This is a genomic window from Zhongshania aliphaticivorans (assembly GCF_902705875.1).
Classification (GTDB): domain Bacteria; phylum Pseudomonadota; class Gammaproteobacteria; order Pseudomonadales; family Spongiibacteraceae; genus Spongiibacter; species Spongiibacter aliphaticivorans_A.
Window position 1 is genome coordinate 56742 of record NZ_CACSIK010000002.1, and the last position, 12966, is coordinate 69707.

Here is a 12966-nt window from a genome sequence, read left to right on the forward strand (position 1 = left end):
CTATTCCTTGCTCTTGCGAAACCTAATATTTAAAGTTTAACCCGATAAACTGTCGGAGATCATTTCTATATATATTATCACTAAGTAATTCACTATCTTGATCATGTCTATACTGTCCAGTATAGGTAATTTCAAAACTGGTATTTTTGAAACTTACTTCCTTTGCGATACGAAAATCACTTCTAAAGAATTTGTTTTTTGATGTGCCAATAGCCCTAGCATAGTATTGTGTTAGAGATATATTGTAGTTATTTTTTGTTCTGTAACTAAGCAACGCGCTAGCTGAATTTTTAGGAGTAAAACTTGTTTCTGTACTTTCTGTGAAAGGTTGATCTGAGCTGCTGTATGCTTTACTTCTTATGTAAGCATAACTTACGTGGACAAGCCATTGATGACTTGGTCGATAATCTATTTCAGTTTCGATACCAGATTGTTTTAAATTACCATTGTTAATTGGATCAAATCGCTCTAGTGATATTGAATTTGATATTAGACGCTCTAGTTGATCATTAAATACTTTTACATCTAACTGAAAGTTATAACGGTGAAAATTACCGTAGTACCCGATTTCTCTAGAAGCGATTTGTTCTGGTTTTAAATTTGGGTTACCAACTGCCGTTTGAATAAATTCACCTTCAGTTTGGCCGTCGGGTGAAGGTCTTATATTTCTTGCGGTATAACTCCAATCCGCTGATGTTTCATGTAGGTCTGGGGTTCTTATTGCTTTTGAATATACTGCCCTAAAACTATGACCATTTGATAAATGGTAGTGGGCAGCAATGCGCGGTGAATAGTTTTTACCAATATTCTTTTCATACTCATAAGAACCTCCTAGATTAAAACTTATCTTTTTTGTTATTTTTTTCTCTGCATTAAAAAATATTTGATAATTATTACTATTGAGTGTGGTTCCATAGTAAGTTTCTGAAGATGTGCGTGATTTTATTAAATGTATACCTGCAATTGTTTTGAAACTGTCGTTCCATATATAAGTGTCTTGCAAATCGACATCTTGACGGCTTCCTCGTAAATCCTCATTTGCATCTGCTAGTACGACAGCGGATGGATTATTATTTAGACCAAGTAAAAAAGGTGGGCCTTGTACTGTCCATCTATGTATTTGTTTCTGAGATGACAAGTTGTAGTTGAATGTTACTTTATGTCGACCTGAAAGTTCTTTTTCAATTTTACTTGAAAAGTAATAATCTTTTGTTTTAGTTATTGGCTGAGTTACGTCAATATCTGATAAGTCGTCGGTTGTTTCTCCGGTTTTATATCCCAATCCTAAACTTATAGTGTAATCATCTATATGGGATTCGTAACGGGTGTTAAAAAGTTTACTAGATTTACTATCAAATCGTTCATTTCCATTCCGATCTATATCAAATCCATCATCCTGAATACTTGCTGCTGTAACCCTGTAGCTGCCGTTGAATATTTCATCTGCGTAGCTGACTCTATAATTCTCTGTATTTTCTGTGCCATAAAGAATATCGGTTTCGTAACGATTAACGTCACTTGGATGACGAGTTATTATATTTATCACACCTAGGAATGCATTTGCACCGTAACTAGCACTAGAAGGACCACGAACTACTTCGATGCGTTCAATATCTTGTATTGAAATTGGAATATCATTCCAATCAACAGTAGCTAAACCTGGTTGGTAGACGGATCGACCGTCGATGAGAACCTGCATTCTTCTAGAGTCACGGTAGTTCGTACCATGATAACTTACAACGTAGTTCCAACCGTCTCTAGCGCCAACAGAAGTTCCTGGGATTAGTCGAAACAGTTCAGGAATTTCTTTTAAACCAGATGCGGTAATCATTGCCCTATCAATCACACTGACACTGGCGGGGACCTCACTGCGGTTTTGTTTAAGTCGGGCGGGAGTTAATACCATGGGAAGTTCATCACTATCCCAGGTATTAGCGTAAAGCGGAAGATTAAGAGTGAATAATATTAAGACACTGATAGCTATAGTGTGTTGTAACGATGGTCGGTGCATCCGCAATCCCTTGGTACATTAGAGCTCTTCTAAGTGTAGCCTTAATTGCAGGTTTTTTGCTATTGAAGTTAGTGTTTTGTGGAGTAATTATTTTCCAATACAAAAACTAGAAAAGATACGACCGAGAAGGTCATCTGAGCTGAATTCTCCGGTAATTTCACTAAGGGCATTCTGTGCTAGACGAAGTTCTTCAGCTAATAACTCCCCTGCATTGTAAGTTTTAAGTTGTTGTTCACCGTTATATATATGGTCTCTTCCACGTGTTAGCGCATCAATATGGCGTCGTCGGGCTATGAATGGAGTATCGCCGTCATCGTATCCTACACAGGATTTTAGGTGTTCTCTTAGGCTATCAATACCAAGGTTTTCTTTCGCTGAGATATAAATGCTATCTTGGGTGTTGTTTTCTGGTTTAACTGTGAGATTGGTTAAATCACACTTGTTATATATTAGCGTTAATTTTTTTTGTTCTACAAAAATATCAAATTCTGGAGGTATAGCCGATTTTTCTTTATTGTCGTTTTGACTGTCTATAACCAGTAGTATTCGGTCAGCTTGACTAATTTCCGCCCAGGCCCGTTTTATACCCTCAAGTTCTACTGGATCATTGCTGTCACGTAAACCTGCAGTATCAACAATATGAAGAGGCATACCATCGATAAGAATATTTTCTCTAAGTATATCTCTTGTTGTTCCAGCTATATTTGTAACTATTGCTGACTCTCTTCCTGCTAAGGCATTGAGTAAACTCGATTTTCCAGCGTTTGGCTTTCCCGCTATAACAACGGTCATTCCCTCTCTGAGTATGCTACCTTGTTTTGCAGAATTAAATACGCCTTCAATGTGCGTTTTTATAGCCTCAAGTTCATTAGCAACTCTCCCGTCGCTAATGAAATCTATTTCTTCTTCTGGGAAATCTATTGCCGCTTCAACATAAATACGAAGTAACGTAATAGCTTCTACTAGTGCATTTATTTCTTTACTGAAATGCCCTTCTAAAGAACGTAATGCTTGTCTTGCCGCTTGCTCAGAAGCACTATCAATTAGATCCGCAATTGCTTCAGCTTGAGCTAAATCAATTTTGTTGTTTAAAAAAGCCCTTTCTGAAAATTCCCCTGGTCTAGCCATTCTGACGCCTTGATTAATAACCGAGCGCAACAAACAGTCGAGAATAATGGGTCCGCCATGTCCTTGAAGCTCGAGGACGTCTTCACCTGTAAATGAGTTTGGACCAGGGTAGTAAATAGCAATACCTTGATCAATCGATGTGGTACCAGTGGGTGTAACTTCTAGAAAGCGGCTGTAATGAGCATAACGAGGGATTAGTTTGGGTATATCGAGCATATTGCGCGCAATATCTTGGCATTGAGGTCCAGATATTCGGACAATGCCCACACCACCTTTTCCTGGTGGTGTGGCTATTGCAGCAATTGTGTCGCTTGAGTAATTCATTTTTGCTTAGCGAGTGGCTAAGCCGCTCTCCTTCTTCTCTATGCGTTTAGTAATAATATACTGTTGAATGATAGAGAGAGTGTTGTTGACTACCCAGTATAAAACTAATCCAGCAGGGAAAAACAGGAAGAAGAATGTAAACACTATGGGCATCCATTGCATTATTTTTGCCTGCATTGGATCAGGTGGTGCTGGATTTAAACGCTGTTGAATAAACATTGATAAACCCATGATAAGTGGCATAACAAAATATGGGTCCATTGCAGAAAGGTCGTGTATCCAAAGTACGAATGGAGCATGTCGTAATTCAATACTTTCCATTAACACCCAATATAGAGAAATAAACACAGGCATTTGTACCACCATTGGAAGACATCCTCCCAAGGGGTTAATTTTTTCTTTTTTGTACAGCTCCATCATTGCTTGTGATTGTTTTTGACGATCGTCCGCATAGCGCTCTTTAATTTCAGCGAGTTTGGGCTGAAATTTTCGCATATTAGCCATTGAGGTAAATGCTTTTTGATTCAGCTGGAAAAAAGCGGCTTTAACTAAAATTGTGACCCCTATAATTGAGAAACCCCAGTTGCCGAGTACAGAATGTATTTTGGTCAACAACCAGAACAAAGGCTGGGCTATCCACCAAAGCCAGCCGTAATCAACCGTCAGTTCTAGGCCAGGAGATATTTCTTGGAGACTATATTGGTCTTTGGGGCCGGTATAAAAACTAGCGCTTATCGTACCTTGGCTTTGCGGAGCGACGGTAACTGCAGCACTGGTTACGCGAGCTATATTCATATTTTGTTGGGTAACAATCGTGCTTAACTCATTAACACTGTCTGGGGTTGGTACCCAAGCACTAACGAAGTAATGCTGAACTATACCTATCCAACCGCCATTCACGGTTGCTTTAACTGGTTTATCCTGCATTTTGCTAAAGGTCGATTTTTTATACAAATCTTCATTTGTAGCATAGGCAACACCGATAAAGGGTTTCATAGCGAACATGCCACCGTCATCATTGACACTTGGGTCATCGCTGTTGCCGCGTTTTAGCTGGCCGAAAAAGCTTGCTTGGAATGTGTCATCGCTTTTGTTGTCAATTAAGTATTTGACCTGAATAAGGTATTCACCGCGGCTTAGTTCAAACCGTTTAGTTATTGTTACGGTGTCACTGTATTTATAATATAAATCTACATTTAAGGTGTCGGAGTCTTCGCTAATTGCATAACTTGCTGATTTGGCGGAAAAATAAGGACGACCTTTTGACGTATCTGTTGCGTTGTTGCCGATTAAGCCACTTTGGGCAATATAATTTCGTGTATCGTTATTTTCTAGAATAACAAAAGGATCTTCAGACTCTAAACTAGCTGTATATTTGGGTAGCCCAGCATAAATGATGTCACCACCATGTAAGTCGATTTTGATATCTAAAACATCAGTTTGAACAGTTATATGTTTGACCTTTGTGTTGGTATCACTCTTGATGTCATCAATTTCACTGTTGCTTGTAATGGCGGGAAGGTCGTTATTGTCATTACTTGTAGTGGGTGCAATCGCGGTGCTAGCACTAGACTGGGTCGTGGTGGGTGAGCTTACTTCAAACTTTTGCCATTCTATTAATAACATAAGTGATAGCGCAGCGACGGCGGCGATAAGGAGATAGCGCTGAAAATCAATCATTGCTTGATTGCCTTGATAAATTAAGTTCGTTGGAATGACAGTGACAACTAGGTACGGGATCGTAGCCGCCATCGTTAAATGGGTGGCATCGGCCTATTCGTTTAAGGCTGAGCCAGCTACCACGGAGAGCGCCGTGTTTTTGTAAGGCTTCAACTGCATAGCTTGAGCAGCTGGGATAGAAACGGCAATGCGGAGCCATCAGCGGACTGATAAACAGGCGGTAAAAATGGATGCAGGCGATAAGCAAGCGCTGCATATTAACTAGCCCTCTTGCTGGCGAAAGCGTTTCTCAGCTCGTTTCTCTAATTGATGCCAAAGCTGATTGCAGGTTTCATTCAGTTTTTTGTTACTAAGATCACCCAGACCACGTCTGGCTAATACGATAATATCAATACCCTGTAAATTATGCTTATTCATTCTGAACGTTTCTCTAATAACACGCTTTATCCGATTGCGTTGTACAGAGAGTTTGACGTTCTTTTTTGCTATAACCAAACCAAGTCTAGCTCGGTTAAGGTCGTTTTTTCGTGCTAAGAACAACAGTTCGGCGGTAGATACTTTAAGGCGTGACTCATCAAATACCGCTTGGTATTCGCTGGCATTTAATAGGCGTGAAGATTTCTCAAAGTGAAAACTCACCTTTATACCAGCATAAGCTTATCGTTTAACAGAACTTAAGCTGAAAGAACTGAACGACCTTTTGCACGACGGCGATTGATCAATTTGCGGCCATTTTTTGTAGCCATACGAGCACGGAAACCGTGGTTACGTGCTTTCTTTAAATTGCTTGGTTGGAATGTTCTTTTACTCATGATGCCGTCCGTAATATTGATGAAATTCTGCTACCACTTAAGCGACAGCAGGCACCACCTTTATTAAGGTAGTGAAAAATCGGATCGCGAATTTTAGTGGACATTGAGCTTAATAGCAATGATTTGTAGTTTTTTGTGTTACTTAAGCGTCATACACGCCTATGTACATCTAATTTACATTTTACTAACAGCTTATACACAGGTTGTTTGGGTTTTTTCTATATTGTGTTTATTTTACTCCCATTTTCTTTTTTTATTTTTATAGCTTATTTATCCTGTTGAATAAAAAGGGTTTTTTTGATTTGTTTTAATATTATTAGTGTGAAGAAAGGTGTGGATAAGCTCTGTTTTGACGCGTAGAATGACCAAACTATTTTGTTTGAATTTTATTAGTATCAAGCTTTCAGCTTAGATACATATTTGGAGGTTGTGAGAGTTGTTGGACGCTATTTGGCAGAAATGTATTGCACACTTGCAAGACGAATTGCCTTCTCAGCAATTTAATACTTGGATTCGCCCTCTACGTGTCGAATTTATAGATGATCTTATCCGTCTCTGTGCACCCAATCGATTTGTTAGAGATTGGGTGAATGACCGTTTTTACACTCGTATTGTAGAATTGGTCTCTGAGTTATCGCCTCCAGGAAGAAAATTACATGTTGAGCTTGGTATTGCAGAACGATCTTTAAATGGAGGTTCTCAGCATGGTGTCAGTACTCAGTCCAGTTCTAGTGCTCATCATGCCGCTAGGTCAGCACCAGCTCCTATTCATAATAAGTCCTTTGCCCCGTCTCCTCCTCCGGCCAGCTCTCCAGCTAAGCCTGTTTCATCTTCTGAATCGTCGCCAGCCATTATAACTGGTCAACGGCAAGTTGAGGTTGAAGGCGGTATTCGGCATCAGAGTTCCTTAATGGAATCGTATACCTTTGACACTTTTGTTGAAGGGAAGTCTAACCAACTAGCTAGAGCAGCTGCCAGCCAAGTTGCCAGTAATCCTGGTCGTGGCTACAACCCGTTATTTCTTTATGGGGGGGTTGGTCTTGGTAAAACGCATTTAATGCATGCAGTTGGTAATGCATTAATGGAAAAAAACCCAAATGCGAAAGTGGTTTATTTACATTCAGAGCGTTTTGTTGCAGATATGGTTAAAGCCCTCCAGCTGAATGCGATTAATGAGTTTAAGCGGTATTACCGTTCAGTGGACGCACTTTTAATAGACGATATTCAGTTTTTCTCAGGTAAAGATCGTTCCCAAGAAGAGTTTTTTCATACTTTCAATGCACTGCTTGAAGGTGGCCAGCAAATGATACTTACTTGTGACAGATACCCTAAAGAAATCAAAGGCTTAGAAGAGCGTTTGAAGTCTCGATTTGGTTGGGGGCTGACGGTCGCTGTTGAACCGCCTGAGTTGGAGACTCGTGTTGCTATACTGCTCAAAAAAGCTGAGCAAGAAAATACCGTTCTTCCTTCTGATGCCGCATTCTTTATTGCACAACGTGTTCGCTCTAATGTGAGAGAGTTAGAGGGTGTTTTAAAACGTGTTATTGCCAGCTCGCGATTTATGGCGAAACCAATCGATATTCCATTAATTAAGGAATCGCTAAAAGATTTATTGGCATTACAAGATAAACAAGTCAGCTTGGATAATATTCAGCGCACTGTAGCTGAATATTATAAAATTAAAATTGCGGATTTGATGTCAAAACGACGTAGTCGTTCCGTTGCTCGCCCTCGACAAGTAGCAATGGCCTTATCTAAGGAGCTAACAAATCACAGTCTTCCGGAAATAGGTGAAGGTTTTGGTGGCCGTGATCACACCACAGTGCTTCATGCTTGTCGAAAGATAAAAGAGTTGCGTGAAAGTGATGGTGATATACGGGAAGACTATCAAAATTTAATAAGGCTACTTACCAGTTGATCTGATGTTTAGTGGCGCGTTATATAATACAGTAGTCATAGTTTGTATTAACCTTTAAATTATTACTTAAAAGAACAGGAACTAGGCGCATGAAATTTTCTATTTCGCGGGAAGCGTTGATTAAGCCCTTAAATTTGGTTGCGGGTGTTGTTGAACGCAGGCAAACCTTACCAATTCTTGCGAACGTGCAGCTTGTTTTAAACGGCCAGGAGTTGGCTCTTACCGGTACAGACTTAGAAGTAGAGCTAATTGGTCGTGTTCATTTAGATGATGTTTCAAGTGAGTCGGGTGAAATAACGATTCCAGCAAGGAAACTGGTCGACATTTGTAAAGCCTTGCCAGACGGTTCAGATGTTAAGTTTCAATTGGACGACCAAAAATTAATACTTAAATCTGGTCGTAGTCGTTTTCAGTTATCTACCCTACCCGCAAATGATTTTCCCAGTGTTGAGCAAGCTAAAGGTGGTCAGTCTTTCACGCTTAAACAAGGTGAGTTAAAGCGATTAATAGAACGAACCAGCTTTGCTATGGCACAGCAAGACGTTCGTTATTATTTAAATGGGATGTTGTTTGAAGTTACTAATGGCCAGTTGCGGGTTGTTGCTACAGACGGCCACCGCCTTGCTATGGCGACTTTTCAGGGTGATATTGCTGTTGATACCGCCGCTCATGTCATTGTCCCGAGAAAAGGTGTTGTTGAACTGGCCAGATTGCTGATCAATGAAGATCAAGACGCTGAAGTCATTGTAGGCGGTAATCATATTCGCGTGGTGACAGCTGATTTTACTTTCACTTCCAAATTAATAGACGGTAAGTTCCCTGACTACGACCGGGTGCTACCCCGAAACAGTACCAAAGTTGTTTTGGGTTCAAGGGCAGAACTTAAGCAAGCTTTTGCTAGAACGGCAATATTGTCCAACGAGAAATACCGTGGGATACGGATGCTTCTGACAAGTGGAGAGCTTAGGATTATTGCTAACAACCCTGAGCAAGAAGAGGCGGAAGAAACTGTTGCAGTTGATTATCAAGGCGACAGCTTAGAGATAGGTTTTAATGTAAGTTATTTGCTAGATGTTTTATCGGCAATACATGGTGAGTCCGCGAAATTTTCACTTTCAGACGCCAACAGCTCTACATTAATTGAAGAGGCTGAAGGTGGTGGTTGTCAGTATGTAGTGATGCCAATGCGTTTGTAATGTCTAATCATTACGTGACATGCTTTGTTTCAATTGTATTATATTTCCATGATTTAAGGCGTGTCACTATCTTACCCACCTCTTCCCTCTCCCCTTCTTGTTATATCGAGCCATATGTTTTTTTTCGGTATTACGTATGTATCTAGAAAAATTGAGCATCTATAACTTTAGAAATATACAGCAGGTAGATCTGTCAGGGTTTTGTGCTTTCAATTTTATACATGGCATTAATGGTAGTGGGAAAACCAGCATATTAGAGTCTATTCATACCCTTGCTCTTAGTCGTTCATTTCGTTCCCGTAAGATGGAGTCTGTTATTTCTTATGGGTTTGATGCTTTAACGGTACGTGGAGAGATTGTCGTTGATAATAAAAATGTAAATACGGTTATAGGCGTTAGTCGCCCGAAAAAAGGTTCTGTTGTCGTTAAGATAAATGGTGAAAAGCTGTCCACTGTTGGGGAGCTAGCTGGTGTTTTACCTGTTCAAGTTATTAACCCTGCTAGTTTCGAGCTATTAGAAGGTAGCCCTTCAGTTCGGCGGCAATATCTGGATTGGGGAGTGTTCCACGTGAAACACTCTGGTTTTTATGAATTTTGGCCAAGGTATAGGAAAGCGCTGCTACAGCGTAATTCTTTGCTCAGACGTGGTAATATAGAGGCTTGTCAGCTCGCGCCGTGGGATCGAGAATTAGCGGTTATGGCGGCTTATATACATGAAGAGCGAAAAAAACACTTTAAACTTCTAGAGCAAGCCTTCAATCCTATATATGCTCGTTTGCTTAAACTTAGTGGCGTTGATGATGGGGCAAGTTCTATGCCTCCTCTTAGTATGGTAATGCATGCAGGGTGGAAGGTAGATGAGATCGATTTTGAAGAACACCTGAAAAACAACTTAACAAGTGATCTTAGAGCAGGGTTTACCCGCTCGGGACCACACCGAGCCGATATAGAGTTCAAAATTGGTCGTTTGCCTGCAGGAGATGTACTTTCTCGTGGACAAATTAAAACACTGGTTTGCGCTTTAAAGCTAGCTCAATCAAAAGTTTTACTTGATCAGGGTGTTTCAACGGTTTTTCTTGTCGATGATTTAGCTGCTGAGTTAGACCAGTACCGTTGTATGGCAGTGTTTGCTGAGCTTGTTAGCTTGGGGGTTCAAGTGTTTGCTAGCTCTGTTAAGCGTTCAGATTTAAATGATGAATGGTGCAAAGGAAAAGGCTTGAAAAGGTTTCACGTGGAACATGGGTCCATTGCAGAGTGTTAAAGTGTGATCGTTTTTTTTGACGATTTTCACAGAAGTTTTGGGTGTAAGTAAGGCAGTGTGTTGCTGCGAATATACAATAAGTTGAATGTCCGGCATTCGGATACTGAGGTTGGCTAGAAATGACAGAAAACAGAACATACGATTCTTCTAGTATTAAGGTATTGAAAGGGCTTGATGCCGTTCGTAAAAGGCCTGGAATGTATATTGGCGACACAGATGATGGCTCTGGTTTGCACCATATGGTTTTTGAAGTTGTCGACAATTCAATAGACGAAGCCTTGGCTGGTCATTGTAGTAAAATACAAGTGGTTATCCATGGTGATGAGTCGATTTCTGTTTCAGATGATGGTCGCGGTATTCCAACTGAAATGCATGATGAGGGTGTCACCGCCGCCGAAGTTATCATGACAGTGCTCCATGCGGGCGGAAAATTTGACGACAATACATATAAAGTATCTGGTGGCCTCCACGGTGTGGGTGTTTCGGTCGTTAATGCCTTATCTGAAGAATTGCAGCTTACGATCAGGCGAGGAGGAAGCGTCCATGAGCAGGTTTATAAGCACGGTATCCCGCAGGCACCCTTAAAAATAATCGGTGAAACAGAAAGGTCAGGTACAGAAATTAGGTTTAAACCATCGGCAGAAACCTTTACGAATATTGAGTTTCACTTTGATATCTTAGCTAAGCGTATCCGGGAATTAGCATTTTTAAACTCAGGTATAAACATTGAGCTGATCGATGAGCGAGATGGTAAGAAAGAACAGTTTTGTTATGAAGGCGGTTTAAGTGCTTTTGTTCAGTACTTAAATACAAATAAAACGACAGTAAACAATGTTTTCCATTTCACAACAGAAAGTGATGGCGTTGTTGTTGAGGTTGCGTTGCAGTGGAATGATGGTTTTCAAGAAAACCTGTACTGCTTCACCAATAACATTCCTCAGCGGGACGGCGGTACGCATTTAGCAGGTTTTAGGGCCGGTTTAACGAGAAATTTAAATACGTATATTGAAAAAGAAGGATTGGCTAAAAAAGCTAAGATAGCGACTACTGGTGATGACGCTCGAGAAGGTCTAACAGCCGTTGTTTCAGTTAAAGTCCCTGATCCAAAGTTCTCGTCACAGACTAAAGATAAGCTTGTATCCAGCGAAGTTAAAACAATAGTAGAACAAGCTATGACCGCGAAGTTTGGTGATTTCTTAATGGAAAGCCCAAATGAAGCTAAATTAATAGTTCAGAAAATGCTGGATGCAGCGCGTGCACGTGAAGCTGCGCGTAAAGCGCGTGAGATGACGCGGCGTAAAGGGGCATTAGATATAGCTGGGCTGCCAGGTAAACTTGCTGACTGCCAAGAAAAGGACCCTGCCCTATCTGAATTATACCTAGTCGAGGGTGACTCGGCGGGTGGTTCTGCTAAACAAGGGCGAGATCGTCGTACCCAGGCTATATTGCCGCTGAAAGGTAAAATTCTTAACGTTGAAAAAGCGCGATTCGATAAAATGATTTCTTCCGTTGAGGTCGGTACTATCGTAACGGCATTAGGCTGCGGTATTGGGAAGGAAGAGTTTAATGTAGAAAAATTACGTTATCACAGCATTATTATCATGACTGATGCTGATGTGGATGGGTCACATATCCGTACCCTCCTCTTAACTTTCTTTTTTAGACAAATGCCTGAATTGATTGAAAATGGCCATATATTTATAGCACAGCCACCACTTTTTAAAATTGGTCGTGGCAAGCAGCATCAATATTTGAAAGATGAACCCGCACTAGCTAATTACCTAACCCAGTCTGCACTGGATGGTGCCGCGCTGTATGTTAACCCAGATGCAGCACCCATTGGTGGTGCTGGTTTGGAAGAGCTGATAGTTCAATACCGCCGCGTTGATAGTATTATTGCAAGGCTCTCACGCCTTTATCCTGTTGGAGTGCTTCGTGAAATGACGTATATGCCTGTACTCAATGCCGACGAGTTAGGAGTTAAAACTATTGTTGCGAGTTGGGCTGAAAAATTAGCGGAAGTCACCGTTGAATTAGAGCAAAGAGATGCCCAGCATCGCTATGATGTTCGCGTTGTGGAAGATCCTGAGTTACATATTTTCTTGCCCGTGATTGATATTATTTCTCATGGAGTGAGTGATCACTATCAGTTTGGGCGTGATTTCTTCAAGTCTGCCGATTACCAAGCAATCGTTTCTTTGGGTCAAAGTCTGCAAGGATTACTAGAAGAAGGCGCGTATATTAAACGTGGCGAAAGAACGAAAGACGTCAGTGATTTTTCTGATGTAATTAATTGGCTTATGCAGCAAGCGGAGCGTGGTTTTAATGTTCAGCGCTATAAAGGTTTGGGTGAAATGAACCCTGAGCAGCTTTGGGAAACGACAATGGATCCTGAGGCCCGCCGTATGTTGAGAGTTACAATAGAAGATGCTGTTGCTGCGGATCAGATATTTACCACCCTTATGGGTGACCATGTAGAGCCACGCAGAGACTTTATTGAAACTAATGCACTTAAAGTAGCTAACCTAGATATTTGATGGGCTAATTTATGCTCGGCGTTACAAATGATGCGTTGTAACCCGAGCATATTTTGAAATAGACATTGAATACTTATGACATAGGTTTTTTTGATTGAT

Annotated in this window: 10 protein-coding genes; 4 read left to right on the plus strand and 6 right to left on the minus strand. The window is 40.7% G+C overall.

What is annotated here, in order from left to right; genetic code table 11:
* Nucleotides 1–22: 22 nt before the first annotated feature.
* From AELLOGFF_RS13725 to rpmH, 6 genes are all read right to left on the minus strand, one after another.
* The gene (locus AELLOGFF_RS13725) at nt 23–2011 is read right to left on the minus strand and encodes a TonB-dependent receptor plug domain-containing protein (RefSeq protein ID WP_159269471.1); all 1989 of its coding nucleotides are present in this window, start codon (nt 2009–2011) and stop codon (nt 23–25) included.
* Between the two features lie 87 nt (nt 2012–2098).
* Nucleotides 2099–3463 (minus strand): tRNA uridine-5-carboxymethylaminomethyl(34) synthesis GTPase MnmE, encoded by a 1365-nt coding sequence (mnmE, locus tag AELLOGFF_RS13730; protein ID WP_159269472.1) that lies wholly within the window; start codon nt 3461–3463, stop codon nt 2099–2101.
* Nucleotides 3464–3469: 6 nt separating this feature from the next.
* Nucleotides 3470–5143, minus strand: coding sequence for a membrane protein insertase YidC (gene yidC, locus AELLOGFF_RS13735; RefSeq protein WP_159269473.1), 1674 nt, complete (start codon nt 5141–5143; stop codon nt 3470–3472).
* A complete protein-coding gene (yidD, locus tag AELLOGFF_RS13740) occupies nt 5136–5399 on the minus strand; it encodes a membrane protein insertion efficiency factor YidD (protein WP_159269474.1) in 264 nt (87 codons plus the stop codon). Before yidD ends, yidC begins: the two co-directional genes overlap by 8 nt.
* Before the next feature lie 5 nt (nt 5400–5404).
* Nucleotides 5405–5782: a ribonuclease P protein component gene (gene rnpA, locus AELLOGFF_RS13745; RefSeq protein WP_159269475.1), complete on the minus strand. Its 378-nt coding sequence runs from the start codon at nt 5780–5782 to the stop codon at nt 5405–5407.
* Between the two features lie 35 nt (nt 5783–5817).
* Nucleotides 5818–5955, minus strand: a complete 138-nt coding sequence (gene rpmH, locus AELLOGFF_RS13750) for a 50S ribosomal protein L34 (protein ID WP_159269476.1) — start codon at nt 5953–5955, stop codon at nt 5818–5820.
* A 436-nt stretch (nt 5956–6391) separates the two neighbouring features.
* On the opposite strand from rpmH, the gene dnaA reads away from it, so the two are divergent.
* The 4 genes from dnaA to gyrB all read left to right on the plus strand — a co-directional run bounded on the left by dnaA (nt 6392) and on the right by gyrB (nt 12867).
* Nucleotides 6392–7873, plus strand: coding sequence for a chromosomal replication initiator protein DnaA (dnaA, locus tag AELLOGFF_RS13755; RefSeq protein WP_159269477.1), 1482 nt, complete (start codon nt 6392–6394; stop codon nt 7871–7873).
* A gap of 89 nt (nt 7874–7962) precedes the next feature.
* On the plus strand, nt 7963–9069 hold the full coding sequence (gene dnaN / locus AELLOGFF_RS13760; protein WP_159269478.1) for a DNA polymerase III subunit beta: 1107 nt from the start codon (nt 7963–7965) through the stop codon (nt 9067–9069).
* 136 nt (nt 9070–9205) lie between these two features.
* On the plus strand, nt 9206–10330 hold the full coding sequence (gene recF / locus AELLOGFF_RS13765; protein ID WP_159269479.1) for a DNA replication/repair protein RecF: 1125 nt from the start codon (nt 9206–9208) through the stop codon (nt 10328–10330).
* Between the two features lie 119 nt (nt 10331–10449).
* Nucleotides 10450–12867, plus strand: a complete 2418-nt coding sequence (gene gyrB / locus AELLOGFF_RS13770; protein WP_159269480.1) for a DNA topoisomerase (ATP-hydrolyzing) subunit B — start codon at nt 10450–10452, stop codon at nt 12865–12867.
* Nucleotides 12868–12966 lie beyond the last annotated feature (99 nt).

What these genes read in the sequence shown, in the direction of transcription:
- yidD (WP_159269474.1), bottom strand. Translation starts at nt 5,399, where the DNA reads ATGCAGCGCTTGCTTATCGCCTGCATCCATTTTTACCGCCTGTTTATC.
- dnaN (WP_159269478.1), top strand. Translation starts at nt 7,963, where the DNA reads ATGAAATTTTCTATTTCGCGGGAAGCGTTGATTAAGCCCTTAAATTTG.
- gyrB (WP_159269480.1), top strand. Translation starts at nt 10,450, where the DNA reads ATGACAGAAAACAGAACATACGATTCTTCTAGTATTAAGGTATTGAAA.
- rpmH (WP_159269476.1), bottom strand. Translation starts at nt 5,955, where the DNA reads ATGAGTAAAAGAACATTCCAACCAAGCAATTTAAAGAAAGCACGTAAC.
- recF (WP_159269479.1), top strand. Translation starts at nt 9,206, where the DNA reads ATGTATCTAGAAAAATTGAGCATCTATAACTTTAGAAATATACAGCAG.
- yidC (WP_159269473.1), bottom strand. Translation starts at nt 5,143, where the DNA reads ATGATTGATTTTCAGCGCTATCTCCTTATCGCCGCCGTCGCTGCGCTA.
- AELLOGFF_RS13725 (WP_159269471.1), bottom strand. Translation starts at nt 2,011, where the DNA reads ATGCACCGACCATCGTTACAACACACTATAGCTATCAGTGTCTTAATA.
- mnmE (WP_159269472.1), bottom strand. Translation starts at nt 3,463, where the DNA reads ATGAATTACTCAAGCGACACAATTGCTGCAATAGCCACACCACCAGGA.